This window comes from Kitasatospora sp. NPDC041988 (assembly GCF_055588525.1).
Genome location: NZ_JBVJCO010000009.1, coordinates 122,630 through 143,407, shown reverse-complemented (window position 1 = coordinate 143,407; position 20,778 = coordinate 122,630). Strand labels below are relative to the sequence as shown.

The following is a 20,778-nucleotide window of genomic DNA, read 5'->3' as shown; positions in this document are numbered from 1 at the left end:
CGCGACCGACCCGGCAGGCGCCCCGGACCCGACCACCGTCTTCTTCGAGGCGCTCACGCCGGCGGCACTCTCCGCCGGAACGCCCTCCCCTGCCTCGATAGGATGACCGCTTTCGCAGGCTTCGCAGCTGAAGTGAGGGTGGACCATGACGCGCTGGGCACTGGTCGTCCAGGAGACCGAGGGCGTCGGCAACGACCGGATCTGGGGCACCAACGTGCTCGCCGAGATCGTCGGCACCCGCGAGGAGGCGCTCGCCGAGCTGAAGCGGCTCGTGCCGACGTACACGCCGCAGCACCCGTTCAACAGCCGCCGGCGCACGCTGCTCCGGGACGGCGACACCTACCTGCTGATCTCCAAGGGCAGCATGCGGGACTACCACTGCGTGTTCAGGGTCTGGGAGCTGCTCTGGGACAGCACACGGCCCGAGATCCAGCAGGAGCGCCTGGCCGACGACACGACCACCGGCTGAACCTCGGCCTCCGTCCGGGCAGTTGACGCCGGGGGCTGCCGCGCCCGACAGCGAGGCAGGACGGTGTGTCAGGTCGGGCCCGTGCACCAGGTCGGAGCGGTGCGCCACGCGGGCGGTTCACTGCCCGGCCGCGGGGCCTCGTCAGGCGACCCCGCAGAGCCGGAGCACCGCCGTGGTCGCGGCGCCCGCCACCACCACGACCGGGAACGGTGCGCGGCGCAGTGCGAGCAGCCCGGCGGCCAGGACACCGGCGGGCCGGGCCCAGCCGGCGAAGCCGTGGCCCTGGGTGAGGGCACCGGTGGCGACGAGGGCGACCAGCAGCACGGCGGCGGCCACCGCGAGCAGGTGGCGCAGCCGGTCGGAGAGGGTGAGGCGGTGGCCGAGGGTGGGTCCGGCGATCCGGAAGGCGTAGGTGCCGGCGGCCAGCAGGAGGATGGCGAGCAGCGACATCAGTGGACCTCTTCGGCGATCGGCGTGGGTGCCTGACCGACGGGCTGCTCCTCGGCCGGACGGGCCGGGCCGCGGCCGGCGAAGACCAGGCCGAGGAGGGCGAGCAGGACGGGCAGTCCGGCCGGCAGGAACGGGGTGGCGGCGACCGCGGCAGCGGCGCCGGCCAGGGCGGCGGCGCGGGTGCGGCGGTCGGTGAGCGAGGGCAGGACGAGGGCGAGCAGGACGGCGGGGAAGGCGGCGTCGAGCCCGAGGGCGTCGGTGTCGCCGATGAGGCCGCCGGCGGCGGCGCCGAGTACGACAGCGGCGTTCCAGATCACGAACAGGGCGACCCCGCAGAGCCAGAACGCGGCCCGGCGGCGGCGCCGGTCGGGCTGGAGCAGGGCGAAGGCGACCGACTCGTCGGTCAGCATCTGCGCGCCGAGCAGCCGCCGCCACCAGGGCCCGTCGAGGACGTCGGCGACGGTGAAGCCGAACGGCAGCAGACGCGCGTTGAGGACCAGGCCGGTGGCGACGGCGGCGAGCGCGCCGCCGCCGGAGAGGACCACGCCGACGGCCGCGAACTGGGAGCCGCCGGCGAAGACCAGTACGGACATGGCGATCGGCACCCAGAGCGGCAGGCCGCCGGAGACACTGATGGCACCGAAGGAGGCACCGACCAGGGCGTCGGCGACGCAGACCAGGGCGATGTCGCGCAGCGTGGAACGGTCGAGTGTTCGGAGAAGCGAACGCATGTCCAGTAGAGTGAACCCGACGGCTGTCGTTCGTCAAGGCGAACGCATGGACCTGTGGAGCGAACGCGGATGAGTGTGGACAGCGGCGGACGTGGCAATGGCGGCGGCAGCGGTGCAAGCGGCACCGGTGCGACGGGCACCGGCCGGAGCGACAACGGCGGGCCGACCACGTCCGGCTCGGAGCTGATCGGCCTGATCTCCGCCTCGATCCGGCGCGAGCGCGAGCGCGTCGGGCTGTCGATGGCCGAGCTGGCCCGGCGGGCCGGGATCGCCAAGTCCACGCTCTCCCAGCTGGAGTCCGGCGCCGGCAACCCCAGCGTGGAGACGCTCTGGGCGCTCGGCGTCGCGCTGGACGTGCCGTTCAGCCGGCTGGTCGACCCGCCACGGCCGGTGGTGCGGGTGATCCGGGCCGGCGAGGGGCCGGTCACCCACTCCGAGCGGGCCGACTACGCCGCCACCCTGCTGGCCTCCTGCCCGCCGAACGCCCGCCGCGACATCTACCGGATCGAGGCGCAGCCGGGCGAGACCCGCGCCTCCGACCCGCACATGCCGGGCACGGTCGAGCACGTCCTGATCGGCGCGGGGCGCGCGCTGGCCGGCCCGTCGGAGGCGCCGGTGGAGCTGGGCCCGGGCGACTACGTGAGCTACCCGGGCGACGCCCCGCACGTCTTCCGCGCGCTGGAGCCGGGCACGCTGGCCGTGATCGTGATGGAGCACGTCTGACCCGGACGGCGGACCGACTGTCTGTCAGTTCGTCAACAGCCCGTCCAGGAACGGGTTTCCGAACACCCGGTGCGGGTCATGGCGGTCCAGTACGGCGATCGCCTCGTCCCAGCCGGGGCCGCCGCCGTCGCGGTGACTGGCGGGGATGACCCGGCCGAGCACGTCCGGGTCGGCCCAGGCGGCGTCCGCGGTGTAGGCCCAGCCCTTGGACCACTCGACGCGCAGGCCGGCCCGGGTGCCGTCGAAGGTGCGCAGCAGGAACTGTTCGAGGTCGCGGGCGAACCGGTGCAGCCCGGGCGTACCGGGGAAGGCGAGGACGTCGAGCCAGACGGCGGTGTCCCACTCGGGGCGGTCGGGGCGCGGGCGCAGCGCGGAGAGCAGCGGCGGCCGGGCGCCGGGCACGCCGCAGGAGGTGGGGCCGTCCAGCCCGGTGACCCGGATCTCGACCGCGCCGTTCACCGGGAACTCGCCGCGAGCCTGGTACTCGGCGAGCAACTTCCGGTAGTGGTCGGCGAATTCGGCGAGCACCCACTGGAGGTCGGCGCGTCGGGTGAGGACGGCGTAGCCGTTGGCGGTGACCCGCAGGGTGGTGGGGCGGACGTACTGCATCAGGGTACGGGAGGGGCCCCAGAGGTCCGAGCGCAGGCCGCCGGCGAGCAGGTGGGTGAGTACCTCGCCGGTGAGCAGGTCGCGGAGCAGTCCGCCGGAGAGCAGCACGTCGGTGAGGTCTCCGGTGAGCCCCATCTTGGCGATCAGGTACTGGAGTTGGCCGAAAAGCGGCGCAGATCCCCAGGCTCCGCTGACGAGTTGGCCGGCGAGGCGGGCAACCGGTTCCGGGATGTTGTCGGAGAAAGGGTAGTTGTACGGCTCGTCGACGGCGCGGGAGCCGAACGGGCGCTCCGGGGCGACGCTCCAGGTCTTCAGCCAGGGACGGTCGGTGTAGGCGAACCAGATCGCCTCGGCGCGGCCGTCGCGCTCGACGAAGTCGGCGAAGGTTCGCGGGCGGCGGCCGAGAAGGCCGGAGCCGCCCGGGCGGGCGAAGAGTTCACTCGCCGGGATGTCCAGCCGGCTGACGCAGCGCAGTGGCCGGTCGGCGCCGGCCCGGAGCACGACCTCGGTGACGAAGGCCCGGCCGAGGTGGACCAGGAACGCGGCGCTGTCGGCCTCGGCGCGGTCGAAGGTGCGCAGGGTGTAGCGGCCGGAGCCGGGGTCGTGGACGACTGCGGTCAGCCGGGTGACCTGATTGCTCAGCGAGCCGTAGCCCTGGCCGTCCGGGCGGGTCTCACCGGCGGCCGGGGCGGCGGTGCCGTGGCCGCCGATGGCGAGCACCCCGCCGACGGTCAGCTCGCCGGGCGCGGGGCAGTTGGCGACGCCGAGGCCGCGGCCGGCCAGGTGGGCGAGCAGGTCCTCCATGGTGGCGCCGGTCTGGACCCGGACGGTGTCCGGCGAGTCGGCGGTGATCGCGGTGAGGTGACGGGTGGTGTCCAGCAGCAGGACGCGGGCGCCCTCGGGGGTGCCGTCGGCGACGGTGAGCGGGGCCCAGGTGTGCCGGTGGCCCTGGGCGCGCAGCCGCCAGCCGTTGGCGCGGGCCCAGTCGGCGAGCGGCGGCACCTCCTCGGGGGTATGCGGGGCGCAGGTCCAGAGCTGGTCGGTGCGGACCTCGCCGGACCAGTTCTGGTAGACCCGCTGGTACAGCTCGGTACCGGCGGGCAGGCCGGGCGGCGCCGGGGTGACGGCCTGTGCGTGGTCCGGGCCGATCGTGCCGCGCAGCAGCCAGGCGGCCCCGCCGAGCGCGGCCGAGGCGCCGAGCAGTTCACGCCTGCTCAGGCCGGTGGTCCGCCGGCGAGGCCCGCGGCGGCTGCTGCCACGCTCGTTGCCGGGCTCGCTGCCACTGGGCTCGTTGCCACGCTCGTCCCCGTGCTCGCCGTTCTCGTCGCCGTGCGAGTTGCCGTGCCGGTCGCCGGTGTGCCCTGGTGCCGTCATGCCCGCCCCCTGCGTGGCGACCGCTGCCGCGCGTCGTGCGCCGCACGCCGCACGCGATCGCCGTCGTGATCGTTTCCCCCGATCCGCGTACGAGCGTACGAAAGCCGGACGGGCCGGGCGGTCCCCGACGGGGCGCAAGGGTGCGATCTTCACCCTTTCGAATGAAGCTTGCCCGGTTCCCCAGCGGGCCCCTGCTGGAACTGGACGGCCGGCGGCTGGGCCTGGCGATCTGTGCCGGACGCCGCGTTCCCCGAGCACGCCGAGCAGCCGGCCGCGCTCGGCGTCCGGAGGGCGGAAATACCCGGGGCCTGCGCGCGGCTGTCGTGATCGGAGACCGAATCCGGTACCGATACCGGTACCGACAGCACGACCGAGACCAAGGCCGCCCCCCGGGGCCGGCCAGGAGGTGCAGCGCGCGATGGGCGACGAGCAGGAGTACCGGACCGAGCACGACTCGATGGGCGAGGTCCGGGTGCCGGCCGCGGCGAAGTGGCAGGCGCAGACGCAACGGGCGGTGGAGAACTTCCCGGTGTCCGGCCAGCGGCTGGAGCGCGCCCACATCGCGGCGCTGGCCCGGATCAAGGCGGCCGCCGCCCGGGTGAACGCCCGGCTCGGGGTGCTGGACGAGGAGCGGGCGGAGGCGATCGCGGCCGCCGCCGAGGAGGTCGCGGAGGGCCGCTGGGACGCCGAGTTCCCGGTGGACGTGTTCCAGACCGGCTCCGGTACCTCGTCCAACATGAACACCAACGAGGTGATCGCGACGCTGGCCTCGGAGCGGCTGGGCCGGCCCGTCCACCCGAACGACCACGTCAACGCGAGCCAGTCCTCCAACGACGTGTTTCCGTCCTCGATCCACATCGCGGCCACCGCCGCCGTCACCCACGACCTGATCCCCGCGCTGGAGCACCTCGCGGAGGCGCTGGAGCGCAAGGCGGCGGAGTTCGCTCAGGTGGTGAAGTCCGGCCGGACGCACCTGATGGACGCCACCCCGGTCACGCTGGGCCAGGAGTTCGCCGGGTACGCGGCGCAGGTCCGGCACGGGCGGGAGCGGCTGCTGGCGACGCTCCCCCGGGTCGCCGAACTGCCGCTCGGCGGCACGGCGGTGGGCACCGGCATCAACACCCCGCCCGGGTTCGCCGCGGCCGTGATCGAGGAGGTGGCGCGGGCGACCGACCTGCCGCTGACGGAGGCCCGCGACCACTTCGAGGCGCAGGGCGCGCGGGACGGCCTGGTCGAGCTGAGCGGCCAGCTGCGCACCGTCGCGGTCGGCTTCACCAAGATCGCCAACGATCTGCGCTGGATGGGCTCGGGCCCGCGCACCGGCCTCGGCGAGATCAACCTGCCCGACCTCCAGCCGGGTTCGTCGATCATGCCCGGCAAGGTGAACCCGGTCCTGCCCGAGGTGGTGCTGATGGTCTCGGCGCAGGTGATCGGCAATGACGCGACCGTCACGATGGCCGGCGCGAGCGGCAACTTCGAGCTGAACGTGATGCTCCCGGTGATCGCGCGCAATGTGCTGGAGTCGGTCCGGCTGCTCGCCAACAGCGCCCGGCTGCTGGCCGACCGGACGGTGGACGGCATCACCGCCAACGCCGAACGGGCCCGCGAGTACGCGGAGTCCTCGCCGTCGGTGGTCACCCCGCTCAACCGGTACATCGGCTACGAGGAGGCCGCCAAGGTCGCCAAGCAGGCGCTGGCCGAGCGGAAGACGATCCGTCAGGTGGTGCTGGAGCGGGGCTACCTGGAGCAGGGGCTGCTCACCCGGGAGCAGCTGGACGAGGCGCTGGACGTACTGCGGATGACCCGGCCGTAGTCCGACGCCCTGGGAGCGCAGGGGCGCGGGGCCATGGGGTCGCGGCCCCGCGGTCCCGCCGGTGGCACACGCGCCGGGGCGCGGACGGCGGCCTCGCCGTTCCGCGCCCCGGTTCGGGCTGCCCGTGAGGTCAGCTCCTGGCCCGGCCTGCCCGGCCGCGCCTCATCGACGCTCCGTTCGACGTCATGGTGGCCATCGAGATCGCGGCGAGCCCCAGCAGGAACATCACGCCGCCCGCGATCATGCAGGTGACGATGTTCTTGCCACGGTCCACCTCACCGGATACCACCCAGGGAGAGATGATCGTCCACGCGCCGAGCAGGGTCGCAGCCCATGCCCGTGCGTGGGTGCGCTCGTATGCCGAGCCGTATCCGGCCATCAGCAGGCAGTACGCCAGGCCGACGATCAGACAGGTGACGGTCAGCGTGCTGAAGGCGGTGAAGCCGACGATCCATGGCGAGGCCGCCAGGAAAAGACCGGCGAGAACGGCCAGGGCCTCGACGCCCTGGGCCTGCGGGGTCAGCGTGAGCCGCTCGTAGTGCTCCCGAAGTTCGACGATGTCCGGATGGTGCTCCATGCCCATCGGAATCTGGGTAGACACCGATACCACCTCCTAGGTCTGGAACATGGAGGGCGCTAGCCCAGTACCATTCTGGCGCCGATCTACCGTTTTGCACCTTTTTGCCCTGGAAGCTACCCTGCCCGCTTCCGCCGTGCCGACGAAGCGGTGAGCTGCGTCTCACCCGGGCGGGGCACCCTTGTGTATGCAACTCGTTGCATAGCAGGATGCCGGTCATGGCACTGGAGCACGCGATCCTCGTCTCGCTGCTGGAGCAGCCCGGCTCGGGCTACGAGCTGGCCCGGCGGTTCGACCGCTCCATCGGCCGCTTCTGGACCGCCACGCATCAGCAGATCTACCGGGTGCTGCGGCGGATGGAGGCGGACGGCTGGATCTCGGCCGAGGAGGTCGCCCAGGACGGCCGGCCGGACAAGAAGGTGTACTCGGCCGCCCGACCGGGCCGCACGGCCCTGGCCGGCTGGCTGCGCGAGCCGGTCGAACCGGAGACCGTCCGGCACGAGCTGGCGGTCAAGATCCGCGCCGCGGCCTTCGACGACCCGGCCGCGCTGATCGCCGAGGTGGAACGCCATCGCGAGGGCCACGCCGCCCTGCTCGCCCGCTATCTGCACGGCGAGCAGCGCGACTTCCCGTCCCCCGCCGCACTCGACCCCCAGCAGCAGCTCCAGCACGTGGTGCTGCGCGGCGGCATCGAGTACGAGCGGATGACCCTCGCCTGGCTGGACGACGTGCTCGCCACCCTGCACCGCCTCGCCGCCGACCACGTCGGGCACGCCGACCACGCCGGTCCTGGCGGCTCCGGCGACTCCGGCGGCCACCGGCCGTAGGCCCCGGGCCGCCCTCGTGCCCCAGGGCACCCCTGCACCCCTGCACCACCCTCACACCCCTCGAATCCCTCGACCCCCGGGAGCCCGTGATGCTCTTCAACCCGCGTACGTACGACCCCGCGCAGTTCGACGAGCCGACCCGCCGACTGCTGCGCGCGACCGTGGACTGGTTCGAGTCCCGCGGCAAGAAGGCGCTGATCGACACCTACATCGACCGCACGTGGTACGCCGACTTCCTCGAATTCGCCGCGAAGGAAGGCCTGTTCGCGGAGTTCCTGACCCCGTCCTCGGCCGACCCGGCCAAGCGCTGGGACACCGCCCGGATCGCCGAGCTGAACGAGATCCTCGGCTTCTACGGCCTCGGCTACTGGTACACCTGGCAGGTCACCATCCTCGGCCTCGGCCCGGTCTGGCAGAGCGAGAACGAGGCCGTCCGCGCCCGCGCCGCCCAGCTGCTGGCGGAGGGTCACGTGATGGCGTTCGGGCTCTCCGAGCGCAGCCACGGCGCCGACATCTACTCGACGGACATGATCCTCACCCCGGACGGCGAGGGCGGCTTCACCGCCACCGGCCCCAAGTACTACATCGGCAACGGCAACGTCGCCGGCCTGGTCTCGGTGTTCGGCCGCCGCTCGGACGTCGAGGGCCCGGAGGGCTACGTCTTCTTCGCCGCCGACAGCCGCCACGAGGCGTACCACCTGGTCAAGAACGTCGTGAACGCCCAGATGTACGTCAGCGAGTTCCGGCTGGAGGACTACCCGGTGCGCGCCGAGGACGTGCTGCACACCGGCAAGGCCGCCTTCGACGCCGCGCTGAACACCGTCAACGTCGGCAAGTTCAACCTCTGCACGGCCTCCGTCGGCATCTGCGAGCACGCGATGTACGAGGCCGTCACGCACGCCCACAACCGGGTGCTCTACGGCAAGAAGGTCACCGACTTCCCGCACGTGCGGCGGGAGTTGACCGACGCCTACGCCCGCCTGGTGGCGATGAAGCTGTTCTCCGACCGCGCGGTGGACTACTTCCGCACCGCTTCGCCCGAGGACCGTCGCTACCTGCTCTTCAACCCGATGACCAAGATGAAGGTCACCACCGAGGGCGAGAAGGTCATCGACCTGATGTGGGACGTCATCGCGGCCAAGGGCTTCGAGGCGGACACCTACTTCGACAAGGCGGCGAAGGACATCCGCGGCCTGCCGAAGCTGGAGGGCACCGTCCACGTCAACCTGGCGCTGATCCTCAAGTTCATGGCCAACTACCTGTTCAACCCGGCCGAGTACGCGCCGGTGCCGAGCCGGCTGGACGCGGCCGACGACGAGTTCCTGTTCCGGCAGGGTCCGGCCCGCGGCCTCGGCGCGATCCGCTTCCACGACTGGCGCACCGCGTACGACACGCACGCGCACGTCCCGAACGTCGCCCGTTTCCGCGAACAGGCCGACGGCTTCTGCGAGTTCCTGGTCAAGCACGCGCCGAGCGCGGAGCAGCAGGCGGACCTGGACTTCCTGCTGGAGATCGGCCAGCTGTTCGCGCTGATCGTCTACGGCCAGCTGGTGCTGGAGCAGGCCGAGTTGACCGGGCTGGAGGCGGACGTCCTGGACCAGATCTTCGACGCCCTGGTGCGGGACTTCTCCGCGCACGCCACCGAGCTGCACGGCAAGGCGTCCGCGACCGAGGCGCAGGCCGTCTGGGCGCTGGCGCACGTCCGCCGCCCGGTCGCGGACGGCGAGCGGGCGGCGAAGGTGTGGGCCCGGGTCGAGGCGCTCTCCGGCGCCTACGAGATGCGGCCGTAGCGGCCACAGGGCCGTAGCAGTGTGGCCGTAGGTGTGGCCGTGGTGTCGTGGCGGCCGTCGTGGCTGCCACGGCCGGGGCGGCCCAGCGGCCCAGCGAGCGGGGGGTGCCGGCGGCGGCCGGCACCCCCTTTCACCTCGCGCAGCCGCTTTCCCTTCCTGCGGCGACCGGCCTCAGAAGGTGAGCTTCCAGCTGTCGATGTAGCCGGAGTCCTGCCGAGCCACGTCCTGGACCTTCAGCTTCCAGGTGCCGTTGGCGGGCACCGCGGAGGCGTTGACCGTGTAGGTGGTCTGGACGTTGGGCGCGGAGTCGTTGCCGCTGGAGTTCTTCAGCCGGAAGGTGGTGCCGTTCGGCGCGACCAGGTCGACCACCAGGTCGCCGCGCCAGGTGTGCTTGATGTCGACGCCGACCTGGAGGGCGGCGGGCGCGTTGCCGGTCCGCCCGGTCACCGCGAGGTCGGAGGTCACCGCGGAGCCGTAGTCGGGGATCTGCACGTCGGCGGTGTTCTCGAAGACGGTGCCGGTGGGCGGCGTGGTGTCGCCGGCCGCGAGCGTCCAGACCGCGTATGCGATGGCGTCGCTCATCCGGTCCAGCGCGGTGTCGTCGATGTTGGCGCTGGTGTCGCAGGAGGAGTGGTAGCAGCGGTCGAACGGCTGGCCCGCCGTCCCGCCCCACTTGGCCGCCTGGGCACTGGTCTTGGTGTAGTCGGCGCCGCTGAAGAGGCCGCCGACCCGGATGCCCGCGTCCTGGAACGGGGCGTGGTCGGAGCGGCCGTCGCCCTCGAAGTCCTGTTCGGTGCTGATGCCGAGGCCCGCGAAGTAGTCGCGGAACAGCGCGTCCAGCGCGGTGTCGTACCGGTAGGTGAAGTAGCCCGGGTTGGGCGAGCCGATCATGTCGAAGTTCAGGTAGGTGTCGATCTTCGAACGCTCGGCGGAGGGAAGGCTGTTGACGTAGTTCTTGGAGCCGACCATGCCGTACTCCTCGGCGCCCCACCAGCCGAAGCGCAGGTGCTTGGCGGGCTTGAGCCCGGCCCGGGAGACGGCCAGCGCGGTCTCCAGGATGCCGGCCGAGCCGGAGCCGTTGTCGTTGATGCCCGGGCCTCCGGTGACGGAGTCCAGGTGGGCGCCGGCCATCACGACGTGCGAGGTGTCCCCGCCCGGCCAGTCGGCGACCAGGTTGTAGCCGGTCGAGCCGTTGTAACTGAAGGTCTGCAGCGTGGTGGTGAAGCCCGCCGCGTCCAACTTGCCCTTCACGTAGTCGATCGAGGCCTTGTAGCCGGCCCGCCCGTGGGCGCGGTTGCCGCCGTTGGCGGTGGCTATCGACTGGAGTTGGGCCAGGTGCGCCTTGACGTTGGCGACCGGGATGTCGGGGGCGGCGGCAGTTGCCGTGATGGTGGCCGGTGCGGAGAGGGCCGCCGTGGGGGCCGCGACGGCGGCGGGGGCGAACAGGGCGGCGGTCAGTGTGACGACCGCCCCGGTCGACAGGGCGGATCGGCGCAGGCGGGATCGCCGCGAGGCGCGCTCGGTCAAGGGAGGCTCCGGTTTCTGGTGGGGCAGAACGGAAGTGCGGAACCTCGCGGGCGACGGGTGGAGTCAGGGGCCGGCCGGAGTTGGGGTCCGGTCGGCGGGCAGAGCAAGGTCGAGCAGAGCAGAGTGAGGGGTACGCCCGCGAAGTTGACGCGACCATGATGATTAAGGCAACCCTCGGTTCCGTCAAGGGGGCCGGGGTGACGGCGGGACAGTTGACGGCAGCCGAATGACGGACAACAGCTGACAGACCGTGAGATCCGTCAACCGTCATCCGTCAGCTGAACTCCGTCGCACGGCCCGCGTCCGCGCTCGGAGCACCCGCCTCGGACGCGGCCGGCGTACGCGGCAGCACCGCCCGGACGACTGCACCACCATCGTGGTTGACGGCGGTGAAGCCACCGCCCAACTCCTCGGCCCGCTCGGCCATCGAGCGCAGGCCGAGACCGGAACCCGCCCGATGGTCGGCCCTCACCCCGGACGCGTCGTCGGGCGCTGCATCGGGCGCTTCATCGGGCCTCGCACCGGACCGCGCACCGGACCGCGCACCGCCCGCCGAACCGAGCGCCGGCCCGGTCCGGCCGGCGCCGACAGCGACGGCGGTGGCCGTGGCAGAGCCCGGGCCCGGCCCCGGGAAGCCGCGGCCGTCGTCGCGGGCCTCGACCACCACCTCGTCCGGGCGGACCCGCAGCGTCAACCGGGCCTCGGTGGCGCCCGAGTGGCGCAGCACGTTGTTCAGCGCCTCTCCGCTGATCCGCAGCACCGCCACCTCGACGGCGGCCGGCAGTGCGGGCGGCGGGTCCGGGTCGAGCACCAGGGCGAGCCGGACGTGGTCCCCGTCCAGCCCGGCGACCAGCCGGCGCAGCGCGCCCGCCAGCCCGTCGCGGGCCAGCGCCGCGGGCGCCAGGCCCTCGGTGATCCGGCGCAGTTCGACGATCGCCTGCCCGATCCCGGCCGACACGGCGTGCAGCGACCGGGCGGCCGGGGAGTCCGCCGGGACGGCGGCGCGCGCGGTGTCGACGCCGAGCCGCAGCCCGGAGAGGGTGGGGCCGAGCCCGTCGTGCAGGTCGTGCCGCAGCCGCCGGCGCTCCTCCTCCCGGGCCAGCACGATCTGCCGTCGCCCGGCCTGGAGTTCCTCGTACATGCGCAGCGAGGCGATGGCGGGGGCGGCCTGGTCGGCGAGGAAGCGCAGCACCTCGTGGTCCTGGGCGTCCAGTACGGGCTGGCCGGCGCTCGGCGGCGCGTAGAGGTCGCCGATCACGGTGCCCTCGTAACTGAGCGGGAACACCTGACTGTCGAATCCGACGGTGCCGACCGAGGCGACTTCGTGCGGGCCGTTGCGGGTGTGCAGGACGACCCGGGCACCGGGCAGGCCGAGGGCGTTGACCACGGTGTCGCAGAGCAGCGGCGGCGCGGCGGCCGGGCTGACGGCGCGGCTGAGCCGTTCGGCGAGCTCGCGCACCACCTGGTAGGGGCGGGCCCGGTCGCCGTAGTAGAACCGGTCGACGGCACGGAGCACCCAGCGGGTGGTCGGGCCGAGCAGTCCGCCGATGGCGAGCGCGCCGGCCGCGAGAAGTTGGGCGCCGGCGGTGCTGGCCTGGGGCAGCGCGCGCCGCAGCAGCAGCGCGAGGCCGAGGTAGCCCGCGATCAGCACTGCGGTGAGGGCGAGCACGCTGAGCATCCGGCGGGTGGCGCGGTCGAGGTAGCGGGAGCGGTCGCGGGTGAAGGCGTAGCCGACGGCGCCGAGCATCCAGAGCGCGGAGCCGGTGAAGTAGGCGACCGCGCCGAAGCTCTCCGAATTTCCCATCCGGAGCGCGAGGTTGGTGGTGATCAGCCAGATCAGGTACGGGACGAGCACCGGAGCGACCGTCCGGTGCGGGCGGGCCGAGCGCCGCCACCGCACCGCGGCCACCGTCAGGCTGCCCGTGACGACCGCCCAGGAGACGAGGGTGACCCGCCACTCGTCCAGTGGCAGGCCCTCCCCCTGGGGCACCAGGACGTCCCCGAAGTACGGCAGTGGAACGCCGAGCCGCACCACGCAGGCGTGGCAGGCGCTCCACACCGCGATCGCGGCGACGAAGAGGCGCCCCCAGCCGCCGGGCAGCCGGCCCTCGGGCAGCCAGAGCGGCAGCGCGAGGGCCAGGAAGATGAACAGGGTGACCGAGGCGAGCAGCATCGCCGCGCCGACGGCCTCCGGCACCGGGCCGGCGCCTGCCGACGCGGCGGCGAGCAGGAAGAACCGGGAGAAGCAGCCGCCGAGGCCAGCGGCGAGCATGGTCACGCCGAGGCTGCGACCGGCGCGGCGGGGCTCCCCGGGGGCGCGGCGGGCGGCTTCGGGGGTGGGCGCGGCGGCGGCGGTGGCGGCGCGCGGGGGTGCGGCGGGTGCCGGTTCGTCGGGTCCGGCGCGGTGGGCGAGGATCAGCAGGCCGGAGAGCGCGAAGGCGAACCCGAGCAGCACCGTCTCGCCGTCGTGGAGGAAGAACGGCTCGGCCCAGGCGGCGTCCTGGCGGGTCAGGGCCAGCACCACCCAGCCGAGGCCGCTGACCAGCGTCAGCCCGCAGGTCCAGTAGGCCCAGGTCAGGCCGGCCTGCCTCGGCCGGGCGGCGGTGAATCGGCTCGTGGTGGCCGCGGCCGGTTTCGCTCATGTGGGCCTCCGTGTGAGCCTCCGTACGGGCGCCTCCGGGGGACTACCCGCCGGTCGACCGGAGTCCCGGCCGGGTCAGCTGTCGCCGAGGCCCATGTCGCGGGCCCGGGCGACCGCCTCGGCGCGAGTCGCCACGTGCAGCTTCTCGAAGATGTGGGTGACGTGGTTGCGGACCGTCTTCTCCGCCACCACCAGCTCGCGGGCGATCCGCCGGTTGTCCAGCCCCCGCGCCACCAGGTCCAGCACCTCCGCCTCGCGGGCGGTCAGCGCGGGGAACAGCTGCCCCGCCTCGCGCAACCGCGCCCCCGCCAGCAGCGCGGTGATCCGGCCTGCCACATCCGCGCCGAACACCGCGCCACCCGCCGCGACCGTCCGCACCGCGTGCAGCACCTCCTCCCGGCCCGCGCCCTTCACCAGGTAGCCGCGCGCTCCCGCCTGGAGCGCGGCCAGCAGGCTGCCGTCGTCGTCGGCCATGGTGAGCATCAGCACCGGTGGGGCGGGCGGCTGCGCGGCGAGCCGGCGGGCGGCCTCCAGCCCGGAGCCGTCCGGCAGCGAGAGGTCCATGACCACCACGTCCGGACGGTGCCGGGCGACCGCGTCCGGCACCGCGCCGACCCGCTCGGCCTCGGCCACCACCGCGATGCCCTCGGCACTCTGCAGCGCGGCCTTGAGACCCTCGCGGAACAGCGGGTGGTCGTCGACGATCAGGACCCGGACGGGCGAGCCGTCCGGCTCCCCGGCATGCTCGCGGGGCTGCTCACCTGCCTGCCCACCGCCCGGCTCGCCGCCGTACCCGTCCGGCCGATCGTCGGCGGGCTGCCGGCCGGACGAGTCGGCGGGCTGCTCCGCGGGTTCGTACGGTGGCACGTCCTGCGGCTCGTCCCGGGGGCCGAGGGCCGGCTGCGGAGTGGGCTGGGCGGCGGGGTGCTGTTGGTCCACCTGGCCGACACTACCAGCGATGGTCGAGTGACTTTCCGTGACATGCTCGGAGTGTCGCCCGCCCGTCCGGGCCTCGTGCGCGCAGGACGAGACCGTTGCCCCATGCGCCCGGGACGGCGGGCCGACGAGACTGCCACCAGTGTCCGGCGAACGGCCGTCGGCGGACCACACCCCAGCCCGTTTCGAGGCGGTGCCATGATCACGGTGATCTCCCCCCGGCCCCGGACGCCCGCCCGCGCCCGGCGGCCCGCCGCCCGCCGTACCGGTGCGCAGCGACAGCTCGCGGCGGCCGCCGCCGTCACGTGCCTGTGCCTGGCCCTCGCCACCCTGTGGAGTTGCTACGTTCTCGCCCATCTCGGCGATCCGGCCGTGGTGGTGCCCCGGAACCAGCTGCTCGTGCTGGTCTACGCGCTGCCCACCGCCGGGGCCGGCATGCTGCTGCACGCGCACCGGCCGGGCAGCCCGCTCGGCTGGGTGATGCTGATCTACGCACTCGCCTCGATCGCCCCGAACGCGGCGGCCGCGGCCGTCTGGGTCGAGGTCGGCGACCCCGGGATCGTGGGCGCGGTGACCGTGCTCGACGCCGTCGGCGACACGGTCCGCGAGACGCTGTTCTTCGTCCTGCCGCTCTGGCTCCCCTCCGGGCGGCTGACCGACCGGCGGTGGTACTGGTACATCGGCGCGGTCGCGCTCTGGCAGATCACGATCTACCTGTCGGAGATCGGCGAGGACCAGATGTTCGATCGCGCCAACCCTGTGGCGGGCGCACCGCCGGCCCGGGCCCTGGCGTGGCTCTACGCCCGTGTGGGCGAGTACGACCAGCAGGTCTTCTACGCCCTGGTCGCCTTCGCGGGAGCCGTGCTGCTGGCCCGGCTCTTCAGATCGGCCCGGAAGTACCGCCTGCACATCGGCCTGATGCTCACCGCCTATCTGTGGTGGGCCGCCATGCAGGACTTCTACACCCGGACGGCGGCGCAGGACTACTGGCGCGCCTATGTGCTCTGGGCCGCGGCCAGCGCGTTCTGGGTCGTCGCCGTCGCCACTCTGGTGATCAAGGACGGCGGCTGGAAGCTCGACCGGGCCGCCCGCCGGATCCTCAGCGGGCTCCTGCTCGCCACCGCGCTGACCACGCTGTTCGTGGTGTCCGCCGGCCTGCTGTCGAGCTGGCTGGTGCCCGGGCGCGGCGCCGCCGCCCTGCTGCTGATCGTCCTCGTCTTCGCGCTGGGTTCCGGCCTGCCCCGGGCGGCCCGGTGGGCGTGCGGGCTGGTCGACCGGCTGTACTACGGCGAACGCGCCCAGCCCTACCAGGTGCTGCGGACGCTCGCAGAACGCGTCCGGCAGGTCGTCGACCCGGAGCGGCTGCCGGTCGCGCTCTGTTCGACGGTCGCCGAGGAGCTGAGACTGCCCGGCGTCGCCCTGACGGTCAGCACACGGGCGGGCTCGCGCCGGCTGGCCGCGGTCGGGCAGCTGGACGGGACCAGGCAGGCCTTCGAGCTCGTCCACAACGGCACCGTCATCGGTGAGCTGACCGTCGGACTGCGGGCCGGCGAGGAGCAGCTGGACCGCAGTGACGTGGACATCCTGCGCTCGCTCGCCGACCAGGCCTCGCCGGCGGTTGCCTCCCTCCGGTTGCTGGAGGACCTCCAGGCCAGCCGGGAGCAGATCGTCGCCGCGCGCGAGGAGGAACGGCGCTGGCTGCGGCGGGACATCCATGACGGCCTCGGGCCCGCCCTCGCCGGGCTGCGGCTGCGGGTCGACAGCGCCGGCACCGGGCTCGCCGAGGAGGACCGGCTCGCCGACAGCCTGCGCGGCATCTCCGCCGACCTGGCGATGACCATCAAGGAGGTCCGGCGGATCACCGACCGGTTGGGGCCCGCGCAGCTCGGCGAGTTCGGGCTGACCCGGGCGGTCCGGCAGCTGGGCACCACGTTCAGCGGCGCGGGCCTGTCCGTCGACGTCGTGGTGCGGCCGGACCCGCTGCCGGAGCTGCCGGCCGCGGTCGAGGTGGCCGTGTACCGCATCGCGGCCGAAGCGCTCAACAACGTGCTGCGGCACGCCCGGGCCCGGTCCGCCGAGGTCTGCGTCACGGTGGACCCCGAGAAGCTGACCCTCACCGTCCAGGACGACGGCATCGGCATCGCGGGCGGAGAACCGCCGTCCGAGCCGGCGGGCGGTGCGGCTGGTTCCGGCGAGCCGGGTGGCGCCGACGGCGGCACGGTCGAAGCTGCGGCGGGCGGGGCGGAGGTGGATGGGGCGGAGGTGGGTGGGGCTTCGTCGGCCGGGGCGGAGGTGGGTGGCGGCGTCGGGCTGCGGTCCATGGCCGACCGGGCCGCAGAGATCGGTGGCAGCTTCACCGTCGCGCCGCTGAACCACGGCACCCGAGTACTCGCGGTACTGCCCCGCTACCCCACCACGCCCTGACCGGCCGGCTGCCCGGCCGGCTGGAACCGCTCGGCCGGGCGCGGACCGGGGGGCGGATCCCCCAGGACGCCCACGGCCCGGCGCCTTCACACGGGTTGTCCCCGGTACCGGGCCCGGTACCGGGGACAACCCGTGTGAAGGGATATTCGGTATGTCAGCAGGGGGGCTTGTCGCCGGGCCCGCACTGTCGGGTCGCGCGGGAGGCCGCAGCTTCCGGCAGCTTGGCCGGTTCGGTGCTGAGGGATGCCGCGTCGGACGTGCTCGACGAGGTGGTCACAGCGCACTTGATCGCCGCGCCCGCCGCGGTGACGCCCACCAGCAGGGACGCCACACGCCATGCCTTCGTTGCGGTGTTTGCAGTCATGGAAATAGCTCCAGATCTTCCGAGTGGTCGAGCCGATCGGCCGCTCTTCCACCACAGTGCGCCGGGGCCCGGCCCGGGCACATGAGCCAGCCGTCCCGTTCCGGTCCCATGGCGGGAGCGGTCATCGGGACGGCGAGCGTTTTCGCAGGTCAGGCGAGATGTTCAGGCCGGGCGTTCAGGGCAGGAGAAGCACCGGTTTCACCACCTCCCCCGTTGCCGGACGACCAGGGGCCGTCGGGTGCGAACAGCCGGTCACTGGTGGTGCGTTCGTAGGGCATGCCGGCGGGCATCGCGATCACCTCCAGCTGGAGGCCCCACGGGGTGCGGAAGTAGACCCAGCGGTCGCCGTCGATCGGGCCGCCGTCGGCGATGGTCTGCGGCTCGCCCAGCACCTCCACGCCGGGCTGTGCCCGCAGGTAGGCGACGGCACGGTCGACGTCCTCGACGGCGACGGCCAGGTGGTGTCCGCCCCAGTCGCTGTTGGCGGGCAGTTCGCGCCGCTGGCCGGGGGCGGTGTACTGGAACAGCTCCAGGTTGCTGACCGGCCCGAGCCGCAGCATCGCGATGTACGCCACCGCGTCGCGGTGGACGCCGAGTTGGCGGGTCATCCAGTCGCCGCCGGACGGGTCGGACACCGGGCCCAGACGGTAGAGCAGCCGCGCGCCGAGGACGTCGGTGAAGAAGAGGACGGCCTGGTCGAGGTCGGGGACGGTGTACGCGACGTGGTGGACGGCACGGGCGCCGGGGATGCCGGTCATCGCACCCTCCTCTCGGAGCCGGGGAGCGGCTCGGTTGTCGGGTCCGGCAGGCGGCACGCCCGACGGGCGGCCGGCTCGTGGGCGGCCGGCTCGTGGGCGGCGTCGCGCTGGTTGGCGACGGCGCTCGTCAGGCTGAGGCCGCCGTCGACGGTGAGCGAGATGCCGGTGGTGTAGGCGGCGTCCGGGCCGGTGAGGTGGACGATCGCGGCGGCCACCTCGGCGGCGCGGCCGGGCCGGCCCACCGGGATGGCGGGCCGGGTCAGGTGGGCCGCTTGACCGTCGTCCGGGACACCGTTCATCCGGGTGGCCGTCTCACCCGGGCTGACGGAGTTGACGGTGATCCCGTACGGCGCCAGTTCGAGGGCGAGCACCTTGGTCAGCTCGCCCAGCCCGCCCTTGGCCGCGCAGTAGGCGGCACCGCCGAGGATCGGGGTGAACTCGTGGACGGAGGTGACGTTGACGATCCGCCCGCCGCGGCCCTCGCGGACCATCCGGCGGGCGGCGGCCTGCGCGCAGGCGAACGGGCCGGTGAGGTCCACCGTCAGGATTCGCGCCCACTCCTCCAGGGTCTCGGCGAGGGCCGGTGAACGCCGGTTGATCCCCGCACAGTTGACCAGGATGCCGAGGCCGCCGAGGTGTTCGGCGGCGCCGTCGACGGCTCGGGCGGCGGCCGAGGGGTCGGCCAGGTCCAGCGGCAGCAGCATGGTCCGCCCGCCGGCCAGTGCCGCCGTCCGGAGGGCGGCGGCGTGGTCGGTCCGGTAGCCGATCGCAACAGCGTGTCCGGCCCGGGCCAGAGCGATGGCCGTGGCCCGGCCGATGCCGGAGCTGGCACCGGTGACGACCGCGACCGGGGGCACACCCCGATCGGGCGCGCTCCCGGTCGTGTTCACCGGACCACCCCCTCGGAGGCCGGGCGGACCTGGTAGCCGGCCCGGGCCAGGCTGGGCGCGCCCAGGTAGCCGTACAGGGCGGCGGTCGGGCGGCCCGGACCGGTCCGGAACCCGTGCCACTCCCCCGCCGGGACGTACACCAGGTCGCCTTGGCGGACCGCGACCTCACCGGCGGCGGTGAGGTGCCGGCCACCGCCCGAGAGGACCAGGAAGAACTCGTCCGCGTGCGGGTGCCGGTGCAGGTCATGGCTGCCGTCGGGGGAGAATTCGGAGGCCGCGACGGTGACCCGCCGGGCGCCCACCGTCTCCTCGGTGGCGAGCCAGTGCACGTCCATCCCGGCCGAACCGCCGATGGCCGGACTCCCCGTTCCGTCAGGCGTGCTGGCGGATCGGAACGGGGCGAGCGGCACCGCCACCGGGCACAGCGCGGGCCGCTGCCCGGCCGGCGGGCGTGGCCGGACGGTCAGGACGGCGGCCGGTGTGCCGGGCAGTGCGATGAGTCCGCAGGCACTGCCCGGCGGGTGGTAGAGGCCTTCGCCGGGTCCGAGGATCCGGCCGGCCGAGCGGATCCGACCGGAGAGCACCACGGTCACCGATTCGGCCACCCTGGAGGGGTGTTGCTCGACCCGGACACCGGGCGGGAGGGTCTCGACGGTCAGCCCGCCGTGGGCGGAGGGCAGGTGGTGGGGGTCGATCAGCCGCCGGTACGCGGGGGCTGTCCGGGGGACGGCTGCGGGGACGAGGATCACGTCATTCCTCCTTGGGCGGTGGGGTGTCGGCCGGCGGCGGGCCCGCCCGGGTGAGCGGCCGGTCCCCTCCGATGAGCGGCGGCGCCCCGGTGGCGGCCGAAGTCGAGGAGGAGGGCGTTCACGGGCGGGTCCGTCGTTCGGCCCGGCGGCGGGCCAGGGCTTGCCTGGCCGCCGTGGCGCGGCGGGGTGCGGCGAGGGTGAGGGTGAGCAGTTCGGCGCCGAGCGGTCCGGCGTCGAGGTGCAGCGGCGTTGCCCGGCGGGCCAGCAGCAGATCACCGTCGACCGCCAAGTGGTCCGGCTCTTCGGTGGATTGGCCGACGAGGAGGGAGCCGCGCAGCACGTAGAGCACGGTTTCGGCTTCGGCCTGCCCCGGCAGCACGTGGTGGGCGCCGGGGCTCAGCCGCAGGTGGTCGAAGGACTCGCAGGCGCTGGTGAGCATCGAGCGGCGGGCCAGGCAGCGCAGCCGGATCCGCTCGCCGTGCGGGCCGAGGATGACGGCGGCGGCGGCCGAGGCAGTGGTGACGATCACCTGGGCTCGCCTCCTTTCGGGCGCTCAGGGTGGTCAGGGTGGTCAGGGTGGTCAGGGCGGCCGGAGTGATCGGGGTGGTCAGGATGATCGGGGTCGTCGGGACGGTCGGGAGTCCCGGGACGGTCGGGGGCGGTGTGGGCTTCCGGGCTCGCCGGGGCGTCCGGGCTTGCGGGGGCCTCATGGCCGGCCGAGCCCGCGAGGGCCTCGGGGCCGGCCGGGCGTCCGGTGACGGCGAGGACGGCGTGGAAGTACTCCAGGCCCGCCGTACCGGCGGTGAGGACCGTCCCGGAGCCGAGCGGCAGGGTCAGCGCCGTCCCCTCGACCAGCGGGATTCCGGCATCGGGGCCCGCCTGCGCATCGGCGTCCGGGGCGGTGGCCGTGCCAGAGCCCGCGGTGACGTAGAGGGCGTGCTCGACGCCTTCGGCGGCGACCTCGGTGCAGCGGCCCGGGTCGAGCCACTGCAGGCCGACCGCGCGCAGCGGGCCGGTCAGGACCCGGCTCGGGTCGACGGCCCCGCGCCGGCGGAGGTCGGTGATGACGGTGCCCGTCATGACGGGACTCCTTCTGGTCTCCGGCGGTCCGTGCTGGTCCGCCTCT

General features: G+C 73.7%; 18 protein-coding genes. 6 read left to right on the top strand and 12 right to left on the bottom strand.

Annotated features, from left to right (window positions below; translation table 11 throughout):
- The first annotated feature begins 145 nt into the window (after window positions 1-145).
- The gene (locus ACZ6NC_RS12050; protein WP_465731587.1) at window positions 146-469 is read left to right on the top strand and encodes a hypothetical protein; all 324 of its coding nucleotides are present in this window, start codon (window positions 146-148) and stop codon (window positions 467-469) included.
- Between the two features lie 141 nt (window positions 470-610).
- Here ACZ6NC_RS12050 and ACZ6NC_RS12045 read toward each other — a convergent pair whose 3' ends face one another.
- Window positions 611-919: an AzlD domain-containing protein gene (locus ACZ6NC_RS12045; RefSeq protein WP_465731585.1), complete on the bottom strand. Its 309-nt coding sequence runs from the start codon at window positions 917-919 to the stop codon at window positions 611-613.
- Window positions 919-1,650 (bottom strand): AzlC family ABC transporter permease, encoded by a 732-nt coding sequence (locus tag ACZ6NC_RS12040; RefSeq protein ID WP_465731583.1) that lies wholly within the window; start codon window positions 1,648-1,650, stop codon window positions 919-921. Before ACZ6NC_RS12040 ends, ACZ6NC_RS12045 begins: the two co-directional genes overlap by 1 nt.
- A gap of 69 nt (window positions 1,651-1,719) precedes the next feature.
- On the opposite strand from ACZ6NC_RS12040, the gene ACZ6NC_RS12035 reads away from it, so the two are divergent.
- Window positions 1,720-2,373, top strand: coding sequence for a helix-turn-helix domain-containing protein (locus ACZ6NC_RS12035; RefSeq protein ID WP_465731581.1), 654 nt, complete (start codon window positions 1,720-1,722; stop codon window positions 2,371-2,373).
- Between the two features lie 24 nt (window positions 2,374-2,397).
- Here ACZ6NC_RS12035 and ACZ6NC_RS12030 read toward each other — a convergent pair whose 3' ends face one another.
- Complete coding sequence (locus ACZ6NC_RS12030; RefSeq protein WP_465731579.1) at window positions 2,398-4,356, bottom strand: cholesterol oxidase substrate-binding domain-containing protein; 1,959 nt, start codon at window positions 4,354-4,356, stop codon at window positions 2,398-2,400.
- A gap of 418 nt (window positions 4,357-4,774) precedes the next feature.
- Between ACZ6NC_RS12030 and ACZ6NC_RS12025 the strand changes: the two genes are divergently transcribed.
- Complete coding sequence (locus ACZ6NC_RS12025; RefSeq protein WP_465731577.1) at window positions 4,775-6,169, top strand: class II fumarate hydratase; 1,395 nt, start codon at window positions 4,775-4,777, stop codon at window positions 6,167-6,169.
- A gap of 130 nt (window positions 6,170-6,299) precedes the next feature.
- Here the strand turns inward: ACZ6NC_RS12025 and ACZ6NC_RS12020 are convergent, their stop codons facing one another.
- The gene (locus tag ACZ6NC_RS12020; RefSeq protein WP_465731575.1) at window positions 6,300-6,770 is read right to left on the bottom strand and encodes an SPW repeat protein; all 471 of its coding nucleotides are present in this window, start codon (window positions 6,768-6,770) and stop codon (window positions 6,300-6,302) included.
- A 194-nt stretch (window positions 6,771-6,964) separates the two neighbouring features.
- On the opposite strand from ACZ6NC_RS12020, the gene ACZ6NC_RS12015 reads away from it, so the two are divergent.
- Window positions 6,965-7,573, top strand: coding sequence for a PadR family transcriptional regulator (locus ACZ6NC_RS12015; RefSeq protein ID WP_465731573.1), 609 nt, complete (start codon window positions 6,965-6,967; stop codon window positions 7,571-7,573).
- A gap of 89 nt (window positions 7,574-7,662) precedes the next feature.
- Window positions 7,663-9,363, top strand: a complete 1,701-nt coding sequence (locus ACZ6NC_RS12010) for an acyl-CoA dehydrogenase family protein (RefSeq protein ID WP_465731571.1) — start codon at window positions 7,663-7,665, stop codon at window positions 9,361-9,363.
- Between the two features lie 171 nt (window positions 9,364-9,534).
- On the opposite strand, the gene ACZ6NC_RS12005 is transcribed toward ACZ6NC_RS12010, so the two are convergent.
- From ACZ6NC_RS12005 to ACZ6NC_RS11995, 3 genes are all read right to left on the bottom strand, one after another.
- Window positions 9,535-10,821 carry a M28 family metallopeptidase gene (locus tag ACZ6NC_RS12005; RefSeq protein WP_465731744.1) on the bottom strand — a complete coding sequence of 429 codons (1,287 nt, stop codon included), beginning with the start codon at window positions 10,819-10,821 and terminating at the stop codon, window positions 9,535-9,537.
- Between the two features lie 343 nt (window positions 10,822-11,164).
- Complete coding sequence (locus ACZ6NC_RS12000) at window positions 11,165-13,414, bottom strand: sensor histidine kinase (protein ID WP_465731569.1); 2,250 nt, start codon at window positions 13,412-13,414, stop codon at window positions 11,165-11,167.
- Window positions 13,415-13,606: 192 nt separating this feature from the next.
- Window positions 13,607-14,239, bottom strand: coding sequence for a response regulator (locus ACZ6NC_RS11995; protein ID WP_465731742.1), 633 nt, complete (start codon window positions 14,237-14,239; stop codon window positions 13,607-13,609).
- 426 nt (window positions 14,240-14,665) lie between these two features.
- Here ACZ6NC_RS11995 and ACZ6NC_RS11990 point away from each other — a divergent pair, with 426 nt between their 5' ends.
- Window positions 14,666-16,891, top strand: a complete 2,226-nt coding sequence (locus tag ACZ6NC_RS11990; RefSeq protein ID WP_465731567.1) for a sensor histidine kinase — start codon at window positions 14,666-14,668, stop codon at window positions 16,889-16,891.
- Window positions 16,892-17,404: 513 nt separating this feature from the next.
- Here ACZ6NC_RS11990 and ACZ6NC_RS11985 read toward each other — a convergent pair.
- The 5 genes from ACZ6NC_RS11985 to ACZ6NC_RS11965 all read right to left on the bottom strand — a co-directional run bounded on the left by ACZ6NC_RS11985 (window position 17,405) and on the right by ACZ6NC_RS11965 (window position 20,732).
- Window positions 17,405-18,013: a VOC family protein gene (locus ACZ6NC_RS11985; protein ID WP_465731565.1), complete on the bottom strand. Its 609-nt coding sequence runs from the start codon at window positions 18,011-18,013 to the stop codon at window positions 17,405-17,407.
- Window positions 18,010-18,903, bottom strand: coding sequence for an SDR family oxidoreductase (locus ACZ6NC_RS11980; RefSeq protein WP_465731563.1), 894 nt, complete (start codon window positions 18,901-18,903; stop codon window positions 18,010-18,012). The genes ACZ6NC_RS11985 and ACZ6NC_RS11980 overlap by 4 nt, the downstream gene beginning before the upstream one ends.
- On the bottom strand, window positions 18,900-19,652 hold the full coding sequence (locus ACZ6NC_RS11975) for a cupin domain-containing protein (RefSeq protein WP_465731561.1): 753 nt from the start codon (window positions 19,650-19,652) through the stop codon (window positions 18,900-18,902). Before ACZ6NC_RS11975 ends, ACZ6NC_RS11980 begins: the two co-directional genes overlap by 4 nt.
- Window positions 19,653-19,770: 118 nt before the next feature.
- Window positions 19,771-20,181: a hypothetical protein gene (locus ACZ6NC_RS11970; protein ID WP_465731559.1), complete on the bottom strand. Its 411-nt coding sequence runs from the start codon at window positions 20,179-20,181 to the stop codon at window positions 19,771-19,773.
- Window positions 20,178-20,732 carry a hypothetical protein gene (locus ACZ6NC_RS11965; protein WP_465731557.1) on the bottom strand — a complete coding sequence of 185 codons (555 nt, stop codon included), beginning with the start codon at window positions 20,730-20,732 and terminating at the stop codon, window positions 20,178-20,180. Before ACZ6NC_RS11965 ends, ACZ6NC_RS11970 begins: the two co-directional genes overlap by 4 nt.
- Between the last annotated feature and the right edge of the window lie 46 nt (window positions 20,733-20,778).

Bases quoted from the DNA above. Each gene is read 5' to 3' on its own strand.
- ACZ6NC_RS12050 (WP_465731587.1), top strand. From the start codon at position 146: ATGACGCGCTGGGCACTGGTCGTCCAGGAGACCGAGGGCGTCGGCAAC.
- ACZ6NC_RS12045 (WP_465731585.1), bottom strand. From the start codon at position 919: ATGTCGCTGCTCGCCATCCTCCTGCTGGCCGCCGGCACCTACGCCTTC.
- ACZ6NC_RS12040 (WP_465731583.1), bottom strand. From the start codon at position 1,650: ATGCGTTCGCTTCTCCGAACACTCGACCGTTCCACGCTGCGCGACATC.
- ACZ6NC_RS12035 (WP_465731581.1), top strand. From the start codon at position 1,720: ATGAGTGTGGACAGCGGCGGACGTGGCAATGGCGGCGGCAGCGGTGCA.
- ACZ6NC_RS12030 (WP_465731579.1), bottom strand. From the start codon at position 4,356: ATGACGGCACCAGGGCACACCGGCGACCGGCACGGCAACTCGCACGGC.
- ACZ6NC_RS12025 (WP_465731577.1), top strand. From the start codon at position 4,775: ATGGGCGACGAGCAGGAGTACCGGACCGAGCACGACTCGATGGGCGAG.
- ACZ6NC_RS12015 (WP_465731573.1), top strand. From the start codon at position 6,965: ATGGCACTGGAGCACGCGATCCTCGTCTCGCTGCTGGAGCAGCCCGGC.
- ACZ6NC_RS12010 (WP_465731571.1), top strand. From the start codon at position 7,663: ATGCTCTTCAACCCGCGTACGTACGACCCCGCGCAGTTCGACGAGCCG.
- ACZ6NC_RS11990 (WP_465731567.1), top strand. From the start codon at position 14,666: ATGATCACGGTGATCTCCCCCCGGCCCCGGACGCCCGCCCGCGCCCGG.
- ACZ6NC_RS11985 (WP_465731565.1), bottom strand. From the start codon at position 18,013: ATGACCGGCATCCCCGGCGCCCGTGCCGTCCACCACGTCGCGTACACC.
- ACZ6NC_RS11965 (WP_465731557.1), bottom strand. From the start codon at position 20,732: ATGACGGGCACCGTCATCACCGACCTCCGCCGGCGCGGGGCCGTCGAC.